This window comes from Arthrobacter sp. EPSL27 (assembly GCF_001512305.1).
Classification (GTDB): domain Bacteria; phylum Actinomycetota; class Actinomycetes; order Actinomycetales; family Micrococcaceae; genus Arthrobacter.
Map to the genome: position 1 here is coordinate 1,197,956 of NZ_LNUT01000004.1, position 21,647 is coordinate 1,219,602.

The following is a 21,647-nucleotide window of genomic DNA, read 5'->3' on the forward strand; positions in this document are numbered from 1 at the left end:
GGTTACTTCGCCAGTTTGTGCTTCAGCGCGATCTCAAGCGCGGCGCCGACGATGCCGGCGTCGTTCTTCAGTTCCGCCGGGACGATCGGCGTGCGCAGCTGCAGGCGCGGCAGGTACTCGTCCGCGCGCTTGGAAATGCCGCCGCCGACGATGAACAGCTCGGGGGAGAAGAGGAACTCGACGTGGGAGAAGTACCGCTGGAGCAGGACGCTGTATTCCTCCCAGCTGAGGCCGTCCCGTTCGCGGGCCACGGCCGAGGCCTTGGTTTCGGCGTCGAACCCGTCGATTTCCAGGTGCCCCAGCTCGGCGTTGGGAACGAGCTTGCCGTCGAAGATGAAGGCGGAACCGATGCCGGTGCCCAGCGTGATGACCAGGACGGTGCCCTTGACGAATTCGCCGGCGCCGTAGCGGGCTTCGGCGAGGCCGGCGGCGTCGGCGTCGTTGATGACCTCCACCGGACGGCCCAGCCGCGCGGTCAGGAGGGCGTCGATGTCCATTTCCAGCCAGGACTTGTCGACGTTGGCGGCGGAGTGGACCACGCCGTGCTGGATGATGCCGGGGAAGGTGACGCCCACGGGCGAGTCAGGGGCGGGTGCATCCGGGCGGCGGTCCAGTTCGGCAACCACCTGCGCCACAACCTCGGCCACGGATTCGGGCGTGGAGGGCTGCGGGGTGGGAATGCGCAGCCGGTCACCGATCAGCTTGCCCTTTTTCAGGTCGACGATCCCGCCCTTGATCCCGGTGCCGCCGATGTCAATGCCGATCAGCGGGGCGTTCTTCTTCAACTTCTCGTCCTTCTTGGCCAATGTGGTTCCGTTCGTGGCAGGGGGCGGGGCTGGCAGGGTGCGGCCCAGGGCCGGCGGGTGAAGACCTGGGATCTTCGGGTAAAGCGGGAATCAGGGGAGGGTGAGGACTTCGGCGCCGGACTCGGTAACCAGCAGGGTGTGCTCGAACTGCGCGGTGCGTTTGCGGTCACGGGTGACCACTGTCCAGTCGTCGGACCACATGTCCCAGTCCACGGTGCCGAGCGTCAGCATGGGCTCGATCGTGAAGACCATCCCGGCCTCCATCACCGTGTTGTAGGCGGGTGCCGCGTCATAGTGCGGGATGATCAGGCCGGTATGGAACGCCTCGCCCACGCCGTGGCCGGTGAAGTCGCGGACCACCCCGTAGCCGAAGCGCTTGGCGTAGGACTCGATGGTGCGGCCGATCACGTTGATCTCGCGGCCGGGGGCAACCGCGCGGATGGCACGGTTCAGGGACTCCTGCGTGCGCTCGACCAGCAGCCGGGACTCCTCGTCAACGTCGCCGACGAGGAAGGTGTAGTTCGTGTCGCCGTGCACGCCGCCGATAAACGCTGTGATGTCGATGTTGAGGATGTCGCCGTCCTGGACCACGGTGCTGTCCGGGATGCCGTGGCAGATGACCTCGTTCAAGGACGAACACAGCGACTTGGGGAAGCCGCGGTAGCCCAGGGTGGAGGGGTACGCGTTGTGGTCCAGCAGGAACTCATGGCCCACCCGGTCCAGCTGGTCCGTGGTGACCCCGGGCTGGATGTGCTTGCCGACCTCGACGATGGCCTGCGCGGCGATCTTCGAGGCGATGCGGATCCGTTCGATGGTTTCCGCCGTCTTGACCTCCGAGCCGGTGAACTTGGCCGGTCCGGGTTTGCCCACGTATTCGGGGCGCGGGATGGACGCCGGAACGGAAAGCTGCGGACTGACTGTTCCCGGGACAAGGGTGCCGATGGGTGCAGTCGAGGCGATGGAAGGCATAGATTGATCATATAAGGCGATGCCGAAGGCAATTAAACAAACGCCAAAAACATCAGCGGAGGAGCATCGATGCCGGAGTACTGGTACAACGTCAACACCCACGAGGTGGAAGAGGACGCGATGTCCGACTGGAGCCAGCTGATCGGGCCCTATAAGACGCGGGAAGAAGCCGAGCACGCCCTTGAGAAGGTCAAGGCCCGCAACGAGTCCTGGGAGAAGGGCGACGAGGACGACTAGCACCCGCCGGGTGGAGCCTGCCCGGGGCTGACCTCCCGCCCTGGTTATTCTCACCCTGCGAGGATGAGTGACCGGCTGCCGCAGCCGGACATACTGGGAAAATGCCGACGAGCGTTCCCCGCACCCGCGGCGTCCGAATCACCGACCTGGCCCGGCTCGGCGCTGCCTGGGCCGGCTCGACCGTTGCCCTCATCATTACGGGTGCGCTGCTGCCGGGATTCTCGGCGGCGAGCTGGTGGTCCTATGCCGCGGTGGCAGCAGCGGCCGGCATCGTAGGCCTGGCCCTGCGCCCGGCCCTGGTGGAGGTCTCGGCCAGGGTGGGCTGGGTGGCGGTGCTTCTCACCGCCCTCCTCGGGCAGGCCGTGATCATGTATGCAGCGATCCGCCTGGTGCCCGGCATCGAGTCGACGGGGTGGACCGCCCTGGCCGCCACCTGGGTCAGCGCCGGCGTGGGCACCGTCATTTCGTGGGCTTTTACGGCGGGCACCGACGACGGCCTCATCACCTCGCTGGCCGGGAGGGCACGCCGGAAGGCCACAGTCGCCGACCCGGAGGTCGACGGCGTCCTGTTCGTGCAGCTCGACGGCCTCCCGTTCCCGGTGCTGCAGTGGGCCGTCCAGTCCGGGGCCGTGCCCCATCTCCGGCACTGGCTGGCGTCGGGGGACTACCGGCTGCGCGAATGGACACCGCAGCTGCCGTGCACCACGCCGGCCAGCCAGCTGGGAATCCTGCACGGCACAGTGGACGGCATCCCGGCGTTCCGGTGGTACGACCGCGAACTCAACCGGGTCCTGGTGGCCAACCGTCCCGCGGACGCCCGCGTGATCGAGGACCGGCACAGCACCGGCCGGGGCCTGCTCTGCGACGACGGGGTGTCCATTTCCAACCTGTTCACCGGGGACGCGGCCCGTTCCCTCCTGACCATGAGCCGGGCTGAAGTGAGCCGCGGCTCCACCCAGACCCGCCGGGCATTCGCCTGGTTCTTCAACTCGCCTTCGGGGTTTATGCGCAGCTTTACCCGGACGGTCGGGGAGATCCTCAAGGAGCGGTGGCAGGCCCGGCGCCAGGTCCGGCGCGACCTCGACCCGCGGGTGCACCGGGACTGGACGTTCGCCCTGCTGCGGGCCGTGACCAACAGCCTCCTGCGCGACCTGAACACGGCCCTGGTGGCGGAGGAGCTGCGCCGCGGCACGAAAAGCATCTATGTGGACTACGTCGACTATGACGAGATCGCCCACCATGCCGGCATGTTCCGGCCCGAGGCCCTCGCTTCCCTGGACGGCCTGGACCGCGCCCTGGGCGCCCTGGCCCAGCTGGCAGCGTCCGCTCCGCGCCGCTACCGGCTGGTGGTGCTCTCGGACCATGGCCAGTCCCAGGGCACCCCGTTTGCCGACCGGTACGGGGTCACCCTCGGGGACCTCTGTTCCGGCCTGATGGATGAGCACGTGCAGAACCTGGACGCCTCCGTCGAAGGGCTGGGGCGCGCGGATTCCCTGGCCGGTGACCTTGCCTCCGGCGGGGTGACGGGCAAACTGGCCGTCCGGGCCAACCAGGGGCTGGCCCGCGCCCAGCGGACGCCGGTGCCCGGGGACACTGCCGAGGAGCCCGTCGTCGTGCTCGGCTCGGGCAACCTGGGCCTGGTGTACATCCGGGGGGAGCGGCGCTGGACGCTGGACGCCCTGGCCCGCGAGTGGCCGGCCCTGGTTCCCGGCCTGGCCGCCCACCCCGGCATCGGGTTCGTTGCCGGCATCGACGACGGCGGCCGCGCCTGGGCAATCGGTCCCCGCGGCCGTTCCGATATTGCCGGCGGTGCGGTGGAGGGCGAGGACCCGCTGGCCGCCTACGGCCCGCACGCGGCCCGGGTGCTCGGGCGCGCGCTGCTGCTGCCCGAAGCGCCCGACCTGTACGTCAACAGCACCTTCGACCCCGTGACCGGCGATGTTGCGGCGTTCGAGGGCCTGGTGGGGTCCCACGGCGGCCTCGGCGGATGGCAGGACCGCGCCGTCCTGCTGGGCCCCGCTGACCTCATGGCGGACCTGCCCGAACGGATCGAAGGCGCCGACCAGCTCCACCGCGTCCTCGTCAAGATGCTTGAGGCGTCCGGCCAGCGGGCCGCCCTGCGGGACGTCCCGTCCTAGGCTGCTCCCGGAAACCCTGCGGGAAGGTCCAGCCGGTTCAGGGCCCGCTGCCCGCGGGTGCCGCCCACGCTTCGCCGGGGGCGAGGATGACGGCCGTGCAGCCGGGAGCCTGGTCCGCCACCGCCCTGGCGAACCGCTCCCCGGGCAACTCCAGCCAGCTCCGGGCGAAGCGGGTCACCAGCGGCGGATGCAGTGTTCCCCAGTGCACCGGGATGGCGAACCGTGCGCCGCTCAGTGCCACGGCCCGGGCTGCGGTCTCGGGGTTCAGGTGTCCCGCGGAGAGCCTGGGCCCCCACCCCCACACAGGAACCACCGCGACGTCGATGGGGCCCCCGGCCAGGGCGGGCATCGCGGCCATCCCCGGAAACAGTCCCGTGTCGCCGGCGAACCACACGGTGCCGGAGGGCCCCCGGACCAGGTGGCCGTGGGCGGCGTTGGGGCGGTGGGGCATGGGCCGGTGGTGGTGCTCGGCCGGCACCTGGCGGACCTCCACCCCGGCGCCTGCCGCCGCCCAGCCGTCATCCAGGGGAACCGTGTCCGCCAGCCTGCGGCGGCGCAGCCAGGCGACATTCTCCGGCGCGCTCATGAGGGCCGCCCCCTCCAGCATGCGGAGGGAGCGGAGCTCGGCGTGGTCGTGGTGCAGGTGGGAGAGGAGCACGACGTCGGGACGGCTCCATGAGGCCGGGTCCGGCCGGGGTGCAAGGCGCCGCAGCAGCCCTGCATGGGGACGCAGCAGAGGGTCGGTGAGGACCCGGACCCCGTCCAGGTCCAGGACCACGGACGAATGGCCCAGCCAGGTGAATCTCATGAACGGTCTACGGCGGGTGGCCCGGCAGGGACCGGGTCAGGCCATGGCCTTCGCCTTGAGCGAGTCGAATTCGGCCTGGTTGATGGCGCCGGAATCAAGCAGGGCCTTGGCATCGGCGATCTGGGATGCGGGGGACGTGCCTTTGCCGGCGACCTGCTGGATGTATTCCTGCTGGGCGGCCTGCTGCTCGGCCACGGCGGCCATCTGCCGGCGGGCCATGCTGCGGCCCCGGGCGATAAGGTAGATCAGTGCGCCGAGCCAGGGGAGGAAGATCAGCAGGATCGCCCAGCCGGCCTTGCCCCAGCCGCTGAGCTCCGGGTCGCCGAACAGGTCAAACAGGCAGCGGAACCAGATCATCAGCGCGGAGATCCAGATGAAGAACCAAAAACTCCACAGGAGGATATCCCAGAAGTCAGTCGTTAGTGAGTCCATCGCTACTCCTCCACTAGTGCCCGCCGTCGGCCGGACCGTCGCCTCAGGCGCGGAACCGTCCGGAACGGCGGAGCATTTGCCGAGCCCCTGGTGCGGGTCTCTAGTGGTCAGCCTGCCCGGGCTGGAGGGGTGGCACATCCTTCGTCAAGGATGACTCGCCGGGGTTGCGGGGCCTCACCGGGCCGCTGCGACCCTAGAAGGAGTGTTCGGGGCCGGGAAACTGGCCGGACCGCACGTCGTCGCCGTAGGCCTTCGCGGCATCGCTCAGGGAGGAGCGCAGGTCCGCGTACTGCCGGACGAACTTTGCCATCCTGCCGCCGCGCAGGCCCGCCATGTCCTGCCACACCAGCACCTGGCCGGTGGTGGCGTTGCCGGCGCCGATGCCGACCGTGGGGACGTCGACGGCGGCGTCCACGGCCGCCGCGGTGTCCGCCGGAACCATTTCCATCAGCACACAGAACGCACCCGCATCAGCCAGGGCCACGGCGTCCTCGATCAGCCGCCGGGCGTCGTCGCCCCGTCCCTGGACGCGGTAGCCGCCGAGGGCATGCTCGCTCTGCGGGGTGAAGCCGATGTGCGCCATGACGGGAATCCCGGCCTGGACCATGGCCCGGACGGTGTCGGCGTAGAACTTGCCGCCCTCGATCTTGACCGCATGGGCGAGCCCTTCCTTGAGGAAGCGCACCCCGGTGGCCACGGCCTGCTGCGCGGAGACCTCGTAGCTGCCGAAGGGCAGGTCCGCCACCACCAGGGCGCGTTTGGCCGAGCGGGTGACGGCGCGGCACAGGGGGAGCAGCTCGTCCACGGTGACGGGCAGGCTGGTTTCGTTGCCGAACACGTTGTTCGAGGCCGAGTCGCCCACGAGGAGCACCTCGATGCCGGCCTGGTCGAAGATCTCCGCCGTGTACTGGTCATAGGCGGTCAGCATGGCGAAGCGCTCGCCGTTGAGCTTGGCCTGGCGCAGGTGGTGGGTGCGGATCTTTGCCACCGGCTTCCGCGCCTCGGGGCCCGCGGCCGGGGCGCCCGGCTGCTGGGGAACGGCCGCGGCGGGGCCGGTGCCGTAGGGGGCCGGCACTTCGTCTGCGGGCGTGCTGGAATCGGGGCTTTTGCTCATGGCCATGGCACGAGCGTAGTGCGACACCGCGCGTACTAGCTACCGGGCCCCAGCCGGCGGGCCGGTGAATCACGTCACACCCCGGCGCGGGTGCCGTCCGCGGCGGACGTCGCGGCAGGTCCGCAGCTGCCGCTCCCGGGCGGCGGGGCGGGGGACTTTATGTTAACGCTGTGTTACGTGAGTCGGCCCCTCCAGCAATCGCCCGCAATGATTAGTAAAGTGAACCCTGAGCAGCTGCGGGATCATGCCTGACGGGAGTCGGTGCGGCCCCGGGGCACGGACGAAAGAACCGGAAAGAGGCCAGTATGGACCGCCAGCAAGAGTTTGTCCTGCGGACAATCGAAGAGCGCGACGTGCGGTTTGTGCGGCTGTGGTTCACCGACGTCGTGGGGTCGCTGAAGTCCGTGGCGCTTGCCCCGGCCGAGGTCGAAGGAGCGTTCGAGGAGGGCCTCGGGTTCGACGGCTCCTCGATTGAAGGCCTCGCCCGTGTCTTCGAATCCGACATGCTGGCCCAGCCCGACCCGGCCACCTTCCAGATCCTGCCGTGGCGCGGCGAGACGGAAGCAACGTCCCGGATGTTCTGCGACGTCCTGACGCCCGACGGCGAACCCTCCGCCGCGGACCCCCGCAACGTGCTCAAGCGGAACCTCGCCAAGGCCGCGGACATGGGTTTCACCTGCTACACCCACCCCGAGATCGAGTTCTACCTGCTGAAGTCCCAGCACCCCGGCCCCGACGGTTCCCCGGTGCCCGTGGACGAAGGCGGCTACTTCGACCACGTGCCCGGCGGCGTCGCCCAGGACTTCCGCCGCACCGCCGTGACCATGCTCGAATCGGTGGGCATCTCCGTCGAGTTCAGCCACCACGAGGCGGGCCCCGGCCAGAACGAGATCGACCTCCGCTACGCGGACGCGCTGCAGACCGCGGACAACATCATGACGTTCCGCACCGTGATCAAGGAGGTCGCCCTCCAGCAGGGCACCTACGCGACGTTCATGCCGAAGCCGTTCACGGCCCACCCGGGCTCCGGGATGCACACACACTTCTCCCTCTTCGAGGGCGACACCAACGCCTTCTACGAGGCCGGTGCCGAGTTCCAGCTCTCCGAAACCGCCCGGCAGTTCATTGCCGGCATCCTGAAGCACGCCCCGGAATTCACCGCAGTCACCAACCAGTTCGTGAACTCCTACAAGCGGCTCTGGGGCGGCGGCGAAGCGCCCAGCTACCTCAGCTGGGGCCACAACAACCGCTCCGCGCTGGTCCGCGTCCCGCTGTACAAGCCGGGCAAGGGGCAGTCCGCACGGATCGAATACCGCGGCATCGACTCGGCCGCCAACCCGTACCTGGCGTACGCCGTGCTCCTGGGTGCCGGGCTCAAGGGCATTGAGGAGGGCTACCAGCTGCCCGCCGCCGCCGAGGACGACATCTGGTCGCTGAGCTCGGCCGAGCGCCGCGCCATGGGCCACGACCCGCTCCCGGCCAGCCTGCACGACGCCATCCGCACCATGGAGGACTCCGAGCTGATGCCGCAGATCCTCGGCGAGCAGGTCTTCGAGCACTTCCTGCGCAACAAGCGGGCCGAGTGGCAGGACTACCGCCTGCAGGTCACGCCCTACGAGCTGCAGCGCAACCTCGGCATCCTCTAGGCGTCCCGCATGAGCCTGGCACGCCGCCTCATAGCCGCCGGCTTCAGCGACCTCGAGAAAGGCGAGCGGTTCCTCGCGGCCCCCGAACTGGAAGGCCTGGACCAGGACGTCCTCTTCACGGGGCTGCAGCTGGCCGCGAACCCGGACACGGCGCTGCAGTCCCTGGTCCGGCTGATCGAGAAGCACCCGGACCTGCGGACGCTCGCGGCCGCCGCCCCTGAGCGCAGCGAACCGCTGTACCGCGTGCTCGGGGCCTCGGAGGCACTCGGGGAGTTCCTGATCCGCCACCCCGAGCACCTGGACGCCTTCGAGGTGACTGCCAGCCCGGAACCGCGCGCCGCGGACGCCGCCGCGCTGCGGGCCCGGTTGCTCCAGTCAGTGCAGGCGGACCCTAAAGCCGCCCGGCCGGTGGCCGCCCTGACCGGCCCGGACGGCTACGCGGCCCTGCGCACGGAGTACCGGCGCGGGCTGGTGGACCTCGCCGTCAAGGACCTCTGCGCCGCCGACCCGCTGGACTTTATGCCCGCCGCCGGCGCCGAACTCGCGGACCTCGCCGGTGCCGCGATCGAGGCGGCCCTGGCCGTCTCCCGCGCCGAAGCTGCCGAGCAGTTCAGCGCCGCCGAGGTGGCCGCCGTCGGGCTGGCCGTGATCGGCATGGGCAAGTGCGGTGCCCGCGAACTGAACTACATCTCCGACGTCGACGTCATCTACGTGATCGAGTCCGGCGACCTCGACGACCCGCGCGCCAACACGATCGGCACGGCCCTCGCCTCGGGCATTTCCCGGGCGATCATGTCCGTGGGCCGCGAACCCGGGCTCTGGGAGGTGGACGCCAACCTCCGACCGGAGGGCAAGTCGGGGCCGCTGGTGAGGACGCTGGCCTCGCACGAGAGCTACTACGCCCGCTGGGCCGAGAGCTGGGAGTTCCAGGCCCTCCTCAAAGCCCGCACCATCGCCGGGGACGCCGAGCTCGGCGCCCGGTACGAGGCCGCCGTCGCGCCGCTGATCTGGTCATCCGCGGGCCGGGAGGGCTTTGTGGAGTCCGTCCGCTCCATGCGCCGCCGCGTCACCGAGCACATCCCCGCCGACGAGGAGCAGCGGCAGATCAAGCTGGGCCGCGGCGGACTGCGTGACGTCGAATTCACCGTCCAGCTGCTGCAGCTGGTGCACGGGAAGTCCGACGAAACCCTGCGCTGCCGCGACACCACCTCCGCGATCGCCGCGCTGTCCGCCGGCGGCTACATCGGACGCTCCGACGCCGCCGAGTTTGACCGGGACTACCGCTACCTCCGGCTCCTCGAACACCGGATCCAGCTCTTCCAGCTGCGCCGCACGCACCTGATGCCCGTCCGGGAGGAGTCGCTGCGGTCCCTCGCCAAGGCCGTGCTGGGGCCCTTTTCCAGCGAACGGCCAAAGCCCGACGCCCTGGTGGAGGCCTGGCGCAAGACCAAACGCTCCGTCCGCGAACTTCACGAACGCATCTTCTACCGCCCGCTGCTGAACACCGCCGCGGCGCTCAGCAGCGAGGAGGCGCGCCTCAGCCCGGAAGCAGCCCAGGGGCGCCTCGCCGCGCTGGGCTACCTCGATCCGAGCGGCGCGATGCGGCACATCGAGGCGCTGACCGCCGGGGTCAGCCGGCGCGCCGCGCTACAGCGCCAGCTCCTCCCGGTCCTCCTCGGCTGGCTCGCCGAGGGCGTGGACCCCGACGCCGGCCTGCTGGCCTTCCGCCGGGTCAGCGAGGCGCTCGGCACCACCCACTGGTACCTCGGCCTGCTCCGGGACTCGACGGCGGCGGCCGAGCGGCTGTGCCACGTGCTGTCCAACTCCCGGCTGATCGCCGACCTGCTGGAGGTGTCGCCCGAATCCGTGGCCTGGCTTGGCTCGGACAAGGACCTGGTGCCCCTGACGTTCGAGGCGCAGTGGCTCGAGATTGTCTCCAAAATGTCCCGCCACGCGGACCCGGAGAGTGCCATGCGGCTGATCCGGCTGATCCGGCGCCGCGAGATCCTGCGCATCGCCATCGCGGACAGCGCGGGGCTCCTGGACCAGGACCAGGTGGGCGCGGCGCTGGCCGACACGGACCGCGCCGCGGTGCTGGGCGCCCTGCGCGTGGCCGAAAACGTTGTCACGGCCGAGGAGCCGCTCAAGACGCACGTGCTGGTGGTCGCGATGGGCCGGCAGGGCGGCCGGGAGATCGGTTACGGCTCGGACGCCGACGTGATGTACGTGCACCGCGGGCTTCCGGGCGTGCCCGAGGACGAGGCCCAGCAGCAGGCGCTGCAGATCGTGGGCCGGCTCTCCACCCTGCTGACCCAGCCGCTGAAGCCCGCCATCCTCGCCGAACGCGTCCTGATGGTCGACGCCGACCTGCGGCCCGAAGGCAAGAGCGGACCGATGGTGCGGTCGCTGGAATCCTACGCCGAGTACTACCGGCGCTGGTCGCTCGTGTGGGAGGCGCAGGCGCTGCTGCGGGCCCGGCCCATGGCGGGCGACGACGGGCTGGCCGCCGACTTCGTGGCCCTGATCGAGCCCATCCGCTACCCCGAGGCCCTGTCCGAGCAGGACGTGCGGGAGGTCCGCCGGGTCAAGGCGCGGGTGGAGTCGGAGCGCCTGCCGCGCGGAGCGGATCCTGCCCGCCACCTCAAGCTGGGCCGCGGGGGACTAAGCGACGTCGAGTGGCTGGCCCAGCTGCTGCAGCTGCGGCACGCCGGCCGGCATCCGGAACTCCGGACCACCTCCACGGTGGAGGCGCTGGAAGCCGCTGCCGGACTGGAACTGCTGGAAGAAGCCGATGTGGAGATCCTGCTCCGGGCCTGGCGCCTGGCGAGCCGGATCCGCTCCGCCAACGTGATCTGGACCGGCCGGGCCTCCGACCTCCTGCCGTCCTCCCGCCGCGACCTGGAGGCGGTGGCCCGCTGGTGCGGCTACGGGCAGGGCAATGCCGCAGAGCTCGAGGAGGACTACCTGCGGCTGAGCCGGCGGGCCCGGGGCGTGTTCGAACGGGTCTTTTACGGCCAGTAAGTGCGGTGCTAGGTTTGGCCGCATGGCCAGACAACTGTTTGTGAACCTGCCCGTCAAAGACCTCGACAAGACGGTGGAATTCTTCACCGCCCTGGGGTTCTCCTTCAATCCCGACTTCACCGACGAGAACGCCACCTGCATGATCGTCAATGACAGCGCGTTCGTGATGCTGCTGGTCGAGGGGTACTTCAAGACCTTCACGTCGAAATCCGTCGCGGACGCGAGGGGCGCCGCCGAGGTCATCATGTCCGTTTCCCTGGACAGCCGGGAAGAAGTCGATGAACTGGTCCGGAAGGCGCTCACGTCCGGCGGGGCGCCGTCCGAGGAAGCCCAGGACTACGGCTTTATGTACACCCACAGCTTCCAGGACCCGGACGGACACCTCTGGGAAGTGTTCTGGATGGACCCTGCGGGACCCCCGAAGGACGCCGCGCTCTGAGCCTACGGGAGCGCCCGGACGGGCACCCGCCGTCGTCGGTAGGCTTCGTATATGGCTGAACACGTGTGGCTGCTGCCGCTGAACAACCTCGACCCCGACGCCCGCGCCATCAAGCTGGGGGAGATCGCCGGGCTCGAAGTCACCGAGGACCAGCGCAGGTTCGTCGGCGAGCCGCTGCGGATGGCGCTGATCGGGCTGGAGGAAGAATCCCGGCACCCCTACGCCATTGACGCCGACGGAGCCGCAGTGGGCGTACTGACGCTGCAGGAAGGGGCCGCGACGCTGGCCGGCTGGCCGGACGACGGCTCGGTCTGGCTGCTGCGCGGTTTCCTGATCGACCGCCGGCACCAGGGCAAAGGCCTGGGCGCCCTGGCCGCGGACGCCGCCGTGCGCGCCGCGGAGAAGCTGACGGCAGCCCTCGGCGGCGGCCAGACCGGCGTCGTGCTTTCGGTCAACGAGCAGAACCCCGCCGGGCAGGCAGCGTACCGGAAGGCCGGGTTCGAGGACCGCGGCCGGTACCTCGGCGGCGACGCCGGCCCGCAGCGCACCATGTACCGGCCGTTCTGAACGGACGGCCGGGTCCTAGGGGACTTTCCGGCCCACAAGTCTGAGCGCCGAGGCACGCAGCGGCCTGATGACCCAAAGCAGGCCGGCGGCGATCAGGCCACCGGCGATCGTGAAGAAGGCCGGCACCGGATTGAAGGTGCCGGTGGCGTCCGCCTGCGTGGCCGTGGCGGCCGGTCCGGACGAACCCGATGGCGAGGGTGAGGGGCTTGCCGTGGCGGCGGGCACCGGGTCCGCAGCGGCCGGTTCCGTCGGGGCGGCAGCTGTTTCGGCAAGGGCGGCGGTCCCGACGGCGGCAGCCTGCACCGGCGCTACGGCCTGGCGCTGGCCTTCGCTGCTGCCGGCCGGCGGCGCCAGGAACTTCCGCGCGGGGAGAGTCCGGGCCAGCGGCTGAACAGCTGTTGACTGATGAGCGGGGGCCTGCGGAGCGGGTGCCCCTGCCGTGGAGGCAGGGGATTCCTCTTCGGCGGGTGCCGGGTTGTGGTCCGGTTCCGGAACCGGCGCCGGTTCCGGGACCGGTGCAGGGGCAGGCTGGCCGCTGGGGTCCACCTCGCCACGGCCTCCATCGGCATCGAGGACGTCGGTGTACAGCGACGTCTGGGTGTTCGGTGCGTAGCCCGGCGCCGTGGCGGTGACACCGGCCCGGATCCAGTGCCCGCTGTCGGCGGCCACGATGGTATAGGTGCTTGCGGTGGCCCCGGCGATCGCCTGGCCGTCCCGCTCCCACTGGTAAAGAAAGGTTATGAGTTCGCCGCCGGCGGACCACCACTGGAGGGGTTCCACGCTGAGAGTGTTGCCGACCCTGTCCCCGCCGGACAGCCACATTTCTGAGGGGGGATGGATGAAGCCGGGGGTGACGGGGGTGGCTGTGTTCGACATGGATACGCTGGGCACACCCATCGAGGTGCCGGTCACCTTGAGGGTGACGGTCTTGCCCAGGTCCGCGGCCCTGATCGTGTATGAGTTGCTGGTGGCTCCCGCGATGTCCACACCGTCAGCCTGCCACTGCAGCCTCACCGTCATCCAGTTGGGCGACCAGGTCCCCAGATTACTAACCTCCAGCGTGGCCCCGACCCTCGTCCAGCCCCACACGGCCGGAGTGTCGCCGGTGATGCCGGGCCGGGCGGTGTACACGGTCGTGTTGGTCCCGCTGACCCTAGGGGACGGCAGGGTGGTCTCCACACCGTCCTTCACCCCCTCGTCGGAGGCGGTCACGCGCAGCGCCAGGGAGCGGCCGTCGTCGGACTCCGTGATCTCGTAGGTTTCCCCGACGGCTCCGGGGATGATGACACCGTCGCGCAGCCACTGGTATTTCAGCGCGTCGGTTCCGAAGCCTCCGGCGCCCAGCCACACGCCGGGAGTGGACGTGAGTATCTGCCCGATTTTGAGGATGCCCGCGAAGGTCGGATGTTCCGCTGCCCGGACCGTGGCGCGGCCTGCGGCGCTTTCGCCGTAGTCGCGGCAGGTCGTCCCAACACTGGTGTCCCAGCACGCTTCGGTAGCCTGGGCGGGACCGACGGGGCCGACGGTGGACAGAATGATGGCGGCACCGACGGCTGAAGCCGCGCGCGTCAGAGATCTCTTCAATTTTTCCCCCAAAAGAATGCCCTTGCCGTGACCGGAAGGGACTCAGGACACATGCTACAAGAGAATTCGCTCCCGTTAACGACGGCGGCCCCCACCGCAAAGGGTGGGGGCCGCCGTCGGGCATTCAGTCGGGGAAGGCCGGTGGTGACTAGACGCCGTAGTACAGCTCGAACTCGTACGGGTTCGGGCGCAGCGAGAGCGGACGGATCTCGTTCTCGTACTTGTACTCGATCCAGGTGTCGATCAGGTCCTGGGTGAAGACGCCGCCGGCCTGCAGGAACTCGTTGTCCTCAGCCAGGGCATCCAGTGCCTCTTCGAGCGTGCCCGGAGCCTTGGGGATGTCCTTGGCTTCCTCGGCGGGGAGCTCGTAGAGGTCCTTGTCGATCGGAGCCGGGGGTTCAATGCGGTTGCGGATGCCGTCAATGCCGGCCATCAGCTGGGCAGCGAACGCCAGGTACGGGTTGGACGAGGGGTCCGGAGCGCGGAACTCGATGCGCTTGGCCTTCGGGTTGGAGCCCGTGATCGGGATGCGGATACCGGCGGAGCGGTTGCCCTGCGAGTAGACCATGTTGACCGGGGCTTCGAAGCCCTTCACCAGGCGGCGGTAGGAGTTCACCGTCGGGTTGGTGAAGGCCAGCACTGCCGAGGCGTGCTTCAGGAGGCCGCCGATGTACCAGCGGGCGGTGTCGGACAGGCCGGCGTAGCCCTTCTCGTCGTAGAACAGCGGCTCGCCGCCGTTCCACAGCGACTGGTGGCAGTGCATGCCCGAGCCGTTGTCACCGAAGACCGGCTTCGGCATGAAGGTGACCGACTTGCCCCAGGCGTCCGCGGTGTTCTTGATGACGTACTTGAACTTCTGCAGGTCATCAGCGGCGTGGGTCAGGGTGGTGAACTTGTAGTTGATCTCAGCCTGGCCGGCGGAACCGACTTCGTGGTGGCTGCGCTCGACCTCAAGGCCGGCCTCGTCCAGGGCGATGCACATGGCGTCGCGCAGGTCGGCCTGCTTGTCGGTGGGGGAGACCGGGAAGTAACCGCCCTTGACGGGGGTCTTGTAGCCGAGGTTTCCGCCCTCTTCCTCACGGCCGGTGTTCCAGTGTGCTTCCTCGGAGTCGATCTTGTAGAAGCTGCCCTGCGGGGAGGACTGGTACTGGACGTTGTCGAACACGAAGAACTCGGCCTCGGGGGCGAAGAACGCGGTGTCGGCGATGCCGGTGGAGGCGAGGTAGGCTTCAGCCTTCTCGGCCACGCCACGGGGGTCGCGGTGGTACGGATCGCCCGTGCGGGGGTTCACGATCGAGAAGTTCAACGCAAGGGTCTTCTCCATGCGGAACGTGTCGAGGAACGCGGTGGTGACGTCCGGGATGAGCTGCATGTCCGACTCGGCGATGCCCTGGAAGCCGCGGATCGACGAACCGTCGAAGAGCTGGCCATGGACGAAGAAGTCCGCGTCAACGCTCTTGGCGGGCACGTTGAAGTGCTGCTGAACGCCGGGAAGATCGGTGAAGCGAATATCGACGAACTTAACGTCTTCGTCTTTGATGAACTTGAGGACTTCGTCCGCAGTCTTGAACATCTATGCTCCTTATGCATGTGAAAGATCTGGCCGTCAGGCCGTGTGGTCCAGCGCAGTCCGACAGCGGGGAAAACACAAAGGTCTGCCCCGCTCCTATGCCGCCAGCAACTGTTACCACTCTAAGGACACGGGATTTCCCCATGGTGTCCGCTTTGTTTCCGGCAGGTTACAGAATGCCCTGACATGTAAACGGTAGTCGTTGTCCACAACGTGGCCTATCCGTGACCAGAGTGTGGCCTCCGGATGTCCACACTCTGGTCAGCGCTGGAAGGCCGGGATTCCCGATAGTCTTGATAGGTGGTTGATCGTAAAGACATAGGCTCATGGCTCAGCGGGCCGGACACATCCGGCATCTCGAAGTACCCGGGGGAACGCCTGGGCCTGCCCGAGTCCGGTCCGGGCTCGATTGCCCGGGCCGGACGGCGCATCGTGGCCATCTGCATTGACTGGGGCATCGCGCTGCTGATCAGCAACTACGCCTTCGCCGGCAACCCCTGGGCCACCCTGGCTGTCTTCGCCGTGGAGCAGGCGCTGCTGGTGGGCACGCTGGGCTACAGCATCGGCCACCGCATCATGGGGATCCACGTCATCCGCCTGGGCGGCGGCCCTGCAGGCCCGGTGCCGGCCCTGGTCCGCAGCCTGCTGCTGTGCCTCGTGATCCCCGCCGTCATCTTCGACCCGGACCACCGCGGACTGCACGACAAGGCCGTGAACACCGTCCTGGTCCGGATGTAGCAGCGCCGGAGCCTCACCCGTTTGCCACGAATGGCCGCTAGACCACCCCGGATAGCGGCCATTTGTGGTGAGTCGGCGGCATCTGGGTCGCTGCGGGGCGCCGGAGCCCCGTCCATTTGCCACGAATGGCCGCTAACCCCGCCCGAATAGCTGGGGCCCTCACCCATTTGCCACGAATGGCCGCTAACCCACACGGTATAGCGGCCATTTGCGGTAATTCGACGACGTGTGGCCGGCGCGTGCCGGCCCACGTGTGACTAGACGCCGGCCGTTTCCTGGGCCGGGGTGGACGTGTCCTGGCTGGTCTTCGGTGTCAGGTAGCCGCGGCGGTCCGCCCAGCGCTCGAACCAGACGGTGGCGAACGGGAAGACCGCGGACAGCCCGGCGAACAGCGCCACCCGGAACGGCCAGCGCTGCATGCCCCACAGGCTGAGGGCCGCGATGCCGTAGCCGATGAAGAACGCCCCGTGGATGGGGCCCGCGATCTCCACGCCGAGCTCCGTGGTCTTGGTGACCCACTTGAGGAACATGCCCACCAGCAAGGCGGCCCAGCTGAAGGCTTCGGCGACGGCAAGGATCCGGAAGATGCGGATCATGGCAGGGGTCGATGGCAGTTTCACAGGTGGCCTCCGGTTCTGTCCCGGCGGGACTCAGGGACGTAATGGACGTAGGGACGTAAAGGAAGTTCGTGGGCAAAGGAAACGCCCCGGCGGCCAGCCCTGAAAGGCGGTTACCGGGGCGTCCTGGTCATCTAAAGGTGCTGCCTAGCGGCCGCGGGCTGCCTTGCGGTCCGGGCGGGCCTTGTAGGGATCGATGCCCTTGGGGATGGGCAGGCGGCTTCCGAGCGACGAGATGCGCTTGGAGACCGTGCTGACCTCGAGCTTGGTGAGCTCGTTCTTCATCTTCGTCATCTTCTTGGAGACCTGGCTGATGGGGACCTGGCCCTCACCGCGGCCGGTCTCAATGATGTGGATGGTGACGTTCGGCAGGATGCGTGCCAGCCGCTTGCGTTCGGCGTCGATCAGCGGCTTGACGCGGGTGCTGGGGCCCTCGCTGACGAGGACGACGCCGGGACGGCCGATGGCGCGGAAGACGGCGTCCTGGGTGCGCGGGTTCACGGCGACCGGCTGCTCTTCGACGATCCAGCCGCGCTTGAGCGTGCCCAGTGCAGCACCGGAGGCGCCGGGCTGGTTCTCGATCCGGGCGAAGGCGGCCCGCTCGGCCCGGCGGGACAGGATCAGCGTTGCCGCCAGGAGGCCCAGCGGGATGCCGATGATAAGGCCGGTGATCCAGTTATCCAGCAGGAATCCGATGAGGAAGCTGACTGCGATGACGCCGAGGAACGCCAGCAGCATCAGCCACGGCACCATCGGGTCGTGCTCGCGGGTCATCTGGAAGACCTCGCGGATCTGCTTCAGGCGGCTCGGCTTCTTGACCTTGGCCACCTTGGGCTTACGGGAAAAGAGGCCGCGCTTGGGAGCGTCGGAAGCCGGAGTGGAGTTGCTGGAGTCAGGGGAAGTCGCCATAGTGCCTTAATTCTACGTGATGGACAGGAAAGGGCCGGACGCCGGATAAATCCGGTGCCGGCCCCTCGCTGCGGTTGTTGCGTCCGGTTCAGGAATGCGCTGCGAGCAGCGAGCTGGCTTCCTGGCGGGTGCTGCCGGAGGATTCGATGTGGGCGAGCTCGGCGGGGATTTCCCAGCCTTTTTTGCGCATGGCGGTGGCCCAGAGGCGGCCGGCGCGGTAGGAGGAGCGGACCAGGGGCCCGGACATGACGCCGAGGAACCCGATCTCGTCGGCTTCCTGCTGCAGGTCCACGAATTCCTGGGGTTTGACCCAGCGGTCCACGGGCAGGTGCCGTTCGGAGGGGCGGAGGTACTGGGTGATGGTGATCAGGTCGCAGCCGGCTTCGTGCAGGTCGCGGAGGGCTTCGGAGATTTCCTCGCGGGTCTCGCCCATGCCCAGGATGAGGTTGGATTTGGTGACCATGCCGAGGTTGCGGCCCTGGGTGATGACATCGAGGGAGCGTTCGTAGCGGAAGGCCGGGCGGATGCGCTTGAAGATCCGCGGGACGGTCTCGACGTTGTGGGCGAAGACCTCGGGCTTGGAGTCGCAGATCGCCTCGATGTGCTCGGGCTTGCCGGAGAAATCGGGGATCAGGAGCTCGACGCCGGTGCCCGGGTTGAGTTCGTGGATCTTGCGGACGGTTTCGGCGTAGAGCCAGACGCCTTCGTCGGCGAGGTCATCGCGGGCCACACCGGTGACGGTGGCGTAGCGCAGTTGCATGGACTGGACCGAGCGGGCCACCTTCGTGGGTTCGAAGACATCCACGGGGGAGGGCTTGCCGGTGTCGATCTGGCAGAAGTCGCAGCGGCGGGTGCATTCGGAGCCGCCGATCAGGAAGGTGGCTTCCTTGTCTTCCCAGCATTCGAAGATGTTCGGGCAGCCGGCCTCTTCACACACGGTGTGGAGGCCTTCTTTTTTGACGAGGTTCTTGAGCTGCACGAACTCGGGACCCATCTGGACCTTGGCCTTGATCCATTCCGGCTTGCGTTCCACCGGGGTGGCCGCATTGCGCTGCTCGATACGCAGCATTTTCCGGCCTTCTGGTGCCAGGGTCACAGTAGAGCTCCTTCATGGGTTGCAACTAGCGCTTCTTCATTGTTGCGCAGTTCTTCGATGATCCGCGAAACGAGGTCAGCGGGGGCGACGTCCCGGCCGGTCTCGTGGGAGATGGTGGTGACTCCGGCGTCGGTGATGCCGCAGGCGATGATCTGGCCGTACGGCGCCAGGTCGTTGTTGCAGTTGATCGCAAAGCCGTGCATCGTGACGCCTTCATGGACGCGGATTCCGATCGCCGCGATCTTGCGTGCAGGTCCCTCCTCGTCCTGGTCGATCCAGACACCGGCGCGGCCCTTGATCCGGACGGCCTCGATGCCGTAATCCGACAGGACAGCAATGATCACCGCTTCGAGCCGCTCCACGTAGTCGCGGATGCCGGCCGGGTTCTTGAGCTTGATGATGGGGTAGCCCACCAGTTGCCCGGGGCCGTGCCAGGTGAGCTTGCCGCCGCGGTCCACGGGGACTACGGGGGTGCCGTCGAAGGGGCGTTCGTGGTCTTCGGTCCGCTTGCCTGCCGTGTACACCGCGGCGTGTTCCAGCAGCAGGACCGTGCTGGGGGACGTACCGGCGACGACGGCGGCGTGGAGTTCGCGCTGGATGTCCCAACCGCGGGTGTAGTCGACGAATTCCGGGGCGAGACCCAGCTGGGAGAACTCAAGAGTCATGGCATCCAGCTTAGACCTCGCCTGTCGCCGTGGCTGATTCTGTGGTGAAGCTCTCAGTAGCCTGTGGATAACTTCTGCGGGATTCCCACGGATCCGCTATTCCTTGGCTATGGAAGATTACGCGGGAAGTCCGGGCGCGGCGCCCGAGGTGACCGGGTTCGACGTCGTCCGTTGCCTGGGTCGCGGCGGCAGCGCCAGCGTGTGGCTGGTGTCCGAGCATTCGAGCGGCAATGAGTACGCCCTCAAGTGCTTCACCGGCGGCGACGGAGCCGCCGGGGCCGACGCGGAGGAAGCGGTCCGGCGCGAGGTCAGGATCCTGTCCGTCCTGGACCACGAGCATCTGGTGCGTGCCCACTCGGTGGTGCGCCTGCGGCGACGTCCGGGCACCTGGTCCGGCGGCATTGGCGGCGGCGTCGAGGGGGACACGGGCGGTGCGGACGACGGCGGCGGCACCGGGGGCCTTGACCGGACGGTCGGGCTCATCATGGACTACGCAGCGGGCGGCTCGCTGGGCCAGCTGGTGGCAGGCCGGGGGAAGCTGGGGGCGGGGGAGACCGTGACCGTCCTGACGCCGGTGGCCCAGGCCCTCGCCTACCTGCACAGTAACGGCTTCACCCACGGCGACGTGTCGCCCGGCAACGTGCTGTTCACCGCCTCCGGCAAACCGCTCCTGGCAGATCTGGGCGTGGCCCGCATGGTGGGTGATGCTCCGGCAGCGGCCGGGACGGGGACGGACGGCTTCCGCGACCCGGCGCCCGTGGACGCGGTCCGGGCAGGACTGCAGCCGGAGCGTGACGTGTATTCCCTCGCGGCGCTGGGATGGTACTGCCTCGCCGGCCGCGTCCCGGAGCCGGCCAGGGAGCGGCCGCCGCTGCCGCTGCTGGTGCCGGGCGTTCCGGCGGCGCTGGCCGCGGCGCTGGAATCAGGACTCTCCGAGGACCGTCGGCTCCGGCCCACCGCTGCGGAGTTCGCTGACGCGGTGCACCGCAGTGCCGTGGCCGCGCCCGTGGATCTCTCGGTGTCGGTCCACCCGTCGGTCATCCCGCAGCTGCTGACGCGCCGCTCCCTGCCCGCCACGGCAAGGGAGCGGCGGGCCGAAAAGCTCCGGTCCCTGCCGCGCGCCCTCCGCAGGTTGCGCGGGATCCCGCGCGGCCGCCCGCCTCTGAAGCGCGGAGACGGCCCCGCGCCTGGCCCCGCTGGTCTCAGCGCACACGTCCTTGGCCCCGCCGGCCGGAACGCCGTCGTCCTGGGCAACGCCGGGCGGAACGCCGCCGTCCTGGGCACCAGCGGGAGTGGCGCCGCTGCCCGTAGCGCCGCTGGGCGTGGCACCCCTGGACGCCATGCGGGCGAGCGGGGAGCCACAGGGCCGGGCCCTGACGGTGGACAGCCCCCGGGCCGCCGGAGTGCCGCAGGTCCCTCCGCCGCCGGCCCGGAACCGGATGCCCGCAGCGGTGCCCCGATGCTGCCCGGCACGGGCCCGCAGACTGCCGTTCGGCGGGCTGCCGTGGTGCTGCCTGCAGCGCGCCGGCAACCCGCCGCGCGGCGGGGCGTCCGCGCCGCAGCCGCGGGCCTGGTCCTGCTGAGTCTCCTGGCCGGCGCCTGGGGATTTGCGGGCGCCCCGCTGCCGCCGGCCTTTCCCAGGTTTGCCACGGAGGACGCCGCCTCGGTCGAGGAAGCAGTGGTCCAGGACTCAGGTCCGGAACAGGGCACTGCTGCGGAACCAGCGCCGGGCGGTGGCCAGGCTGTCGAGGAGGAGGGTGGCCAGCCCGCTGGTCCCGGCGTTGACAAAGACGAAGGCCAGGACAAGGACGAGCCCGCTGTGGGACCCGCTGGCGGGGCTGTGGTTCCGCCCGCGCTGGAGGAGCAGCTGGCCTCCCCGGACCCCGCGGAAGCGGTCCGTGGACTGGCCGGGCTCCGTTCCCTGGCCTTGAGCACCGGCGACTTCGGGCTGCTGGACCAGGTGAACGTGCCGGCGTCGTCCGCCGCGGTGGCGGACCGGCAGATCGCCGCCGGGCTGGCGGAATCTAGGAGGGTGCTCACCGGATTCTCCATCCACGTCGCGCGGGCGGAACGGGCGGACGACGGCGGCGGCCCGCTGGCCGTGGTGGCGGTCACCGCCGGCACCACCGCCTACCGGGAGACCGATCCCCGCGGGGCAGTGCTGGCCGAAGCAGCCGCAGCGCCGGAACAGCAGCTGCGGATGGTGCTGGCGCCGGTCGAGGGCCGCTGGCGGATCCGGGACATCCTCCCGGCCGGCGCCGGGTAGAGGTCACGCGCCGCCGCCGGGCGGC

19 protein-coding genes are annotated in these 21,647 nt (G+C 69.2%); 8 read left to right on the forward strand and 11 right to left on the reverse strand.

Going from position 1 to position 21,647, the window contains the following annotated elements:
* Positions 1 to 2 precede the first annotated feature (2 nt).
* Both ppgK and map read right to left on the reverse strand, forming a co-directional pair.
* The gene (gene ppgK, locus AR539_RS10035; protein ID WP_066435650.1) at positions 3 to 806 is read right to left on the reverse strand and encodes a polyphosphate--glucose phosphotransferase; all 804 of its coding nucleotides are present in this window, start codon (positions 804 to 806) and stop codon (positions 3 to 5) included.
* 90 nt (positions 807 to 896) lie between these two features.
* Entirely contained in the window at positions 897 to 1,775 is an 879-nt protein-coding gene (map, locus tag AR539_RS10040) for a type I methionyl aminopeptidase (protein ID WP_066435652.1), read from the reverse strand.
* Between the two features lie 69 nt (positions 1,776 to 1,844).
* Between map and AR539_RS19345 the strand changes: the two genes are divergently transcribed.
* Positions 1,845 to 2,012, forward strand: coding sequence for an SPOR domain-containing protein (locus tag AR539_RS19345; protein WP_128081649.1), 168 nt, complete (start codon positions 1,845 to 1,847; stop codon positions 2,010 to 2,012).
* Positions 2,013 to 2,113: 101 nt separating this feature from the next.
* Positions 2,114 to 4,150 carry a phage holin family protein gene (locus AR539_RS10045; RefSeq protein WP_082699291.1) on the forward strand — a complete coding sequence of 679 codons (2,037 nt, stop codon included), beginning with the start codon at positions 2,114 to 2,116 and terminating at the stop codon, positions 4,148 to 4,150.
* A gap of 37 nt (positions 4,151 to 4,187) precedes the next feature.
* Here the strand turns inward: AR539_RS10045 and AR539_RS10050 are convergent, their stop codons facing one another.
* From AR539_RS10050 to panB, 3 genes are all read right to left on the reverse strand, one after another.
* Complete coding sequence (locus tag AR539_RS10050) at positions 4,188 to 4,958, reverse strand: MBL fold metallo-hydrolase (protein ID WP_066435654.1); 771 nt, start codon at positions 4,956 to 4,958, stop codon at positions 4,188 to 4,190.
* A 36-nt stretch (positions 4,959 to 4,994) separates the two neighbouring features.
* Positions 4,995 to 5,390, reverse strand: coding sequence for an SHOCT domain-containing protein (locus tag AR539_RS10055; protein ID WP_066435663.1), 396 nt, complete (start codon positions 5,388 to 5,390; stop codon positions 4,995 to 4,997).
* Between the two features lie 193 nt (positions 5,391 to 5,583).
* Complete coding sequence (panB, locus tag AR539_RS10060) at positions 5,584 to 6,510, reverse strand: 3-methyl-2-oxobutanoate hydroxymethyltransferase (protein ID WP_066435665.1); 927 nt, start codon at positions 6,508 to 6,510, stop codon at positions 5,584 to 5,586.
* Between the two features lie 299 nt (positions 6,511 to 6,809).
* Here panB and glnA (AR539_RS10065) point away from each other — a divergent pair, with 299 nt between their 5' ends.
* Genes glnA (AR539_RS10065) through AR539_RS10080 form a run of 4 tightly spaced genes read left to right on the forward strand, consistent with a single transcriptional unit; the run spans position 6,810 to position 12,177 of the window.
* A complete protein-coding gene (glnA, locus tag AR539_RS10065; RefSeq protein ID WP_066435667.1) occupies positions 6,810 to 8,150 on the forward strand; it encodes a type I glutamate--ammonia ligase in 1,341 nt (446 codons plus the stop codon).
* A gap of 9 nt (positions 8,151 to 8,159) precedes the next feature.
* The gene (locus AR539_RS10070; protein WP_066435670.1) at positions 8,160 to 11,171 is read left to right on the forward strand and encodes a bifunctional [glutamine synthetase] adenylyltransferase/[glutamine synthetase]-adenylyl-L-tyrosine phosphorylase; all 3,012 of its coding nucleotides are present in this window, start codon (positions 8,160 to 8,162) and stop codon (positions 11,169 to 11,171) included.
* 22 nt (positions 11,172 to 11,193) lie between these two features.
* A complete protein-coding gene (locus tag AR539_RS10075; protein ID WP_066435675.1) occupies positions 11,194 to 11,610 on the forward strand; it encodes a VOC family protein in 417 nt (138 codons plus the stop codon).
* 51 nt (positions 11,611 to 11,661) lie between these two features.
* Positions 11,662 to 12,177, forward strand: a complete 516-nt coding sequence (locus AR539_RS10080) for a GNAT family N-acetyltransferase (protein WP_066435680.1) — start codon at positions 11,662 to 11,664, stop codon at positions 12,175 to 12,177.
* Positions 12,178 to 12,192: 15 nt separating this feature from the next.
* On the opposite strand, the gene AR539_RS10085 is transcribed toward AR539_RS10080, so the two are convergent.
* A complete protein-coding gene (locus AR539_RS10085; RefSeq protein WP_066435683.1) occupies positions 12,193 to 13,761 on the reverse strand; it encodes a hypothetical protein in 1,569 nt (522 codons plus the stop codon).
* Between the two features lie 148 nt (positions 13,762 to 13,909).
* Positions 13,910 to 15,334, reverse strand: coding sequence for a type I glutamate--ammonia ligase (gene glnA / locus AR539_RS10090; protein ID WP_066435685.1), 1,425 nt, complete (start codon positions 15,332 to 15,334; stop codon positions 13,910 to 13,912).
* Positions 15,335 to 15,631: 297 nt separating this feature from the next.
* On the opposite strand from glnA (AR539_RS10090), the gene AR539_RS10095 reads away from it, so the two are divergent.
* A complete protein-coding gene (locus AR539_RS10095; RefSeq protein ID WP_066435688.1) occupies positions 15,632 to 16,069 on the forward strand; it encodes an RDD family protein in 438 nt (145 codons plus the stop codon).
* Positions 16,070 to 16,326: 257 nt separating this feature from the next.
* On the opposite strand, the gene AR539_RS10100 is transcribed toward AR539_RS10095, so the two are convergent.
* The 4 genes from AR539_RS10100 to lipB form a co-directional block, all read right to left on the reverse strand.
* Positions 16,327 to 16,689, reverse strand: a complete 363-nt coding sequence (locus AR539_RS10100; RefSeq protein WP_231728561.1) for a DUF3817 domain-containing protein — start codon at positions 16,687 to 16,689, stop codon at positions 16,327 to 16,329.
* Between the two features lie 144 nt (positions 16,690 to 16,833).
* Positions 16,834 to 17,595 carry a DUF4191 domain-containing protein gene (locus AR539_RS10105; protein WP_066435694.1) on the reverse strand — a complete coding sequence of 254 codons (762 nt, stop codon included), beginning with the start codon at positions 17,593 to 17,595 and terminating at the stop codon, positions 16,834 to 16,836.
* Between the two features lie 88 nt (positions 17,596 to 17,683).
* Positions 17,684 to 18,691, reverse strand: coding sequence for a lipoyl synthase (gene lipA, locus AR539_RS10110; RefSeq protein WP_066435695.1), 1,008 nt, complete (start codon positions 18,689 to 18,691; stop codon positions 17,684 to 17,686).
* A complete protein-coding gene (gene lipB, locus AR539_RS10115) occupies positions 18,688 to 19,365 on the reverse strand; it encodes a lipoyl(octanoyl) transferase LipB (protein WP_269433696.1) in 678 nt (225 codons plus the stop codon). Before lipB ends, lipA begins: the two co-directional genes overlap by 4 nt.
* Positions 19,366 to 19,465: 100 nt before the next feature.
* Between lipB and AR539_RS19505 the strand changes: the two genes are divergently transcribed.
* A complete protein-coding gene (locus AR539_RS19505) occupies positions 19,466 to 21,622 on the forward strand; it encodes a serine/threonine-protein kinase (RefSeq protein ID WP_197410591.1) in 2,157 nt (718 codons plus the stop codon).
* Positions 21,623 to 21,647 lie beyond the last annotated feature (25 nt).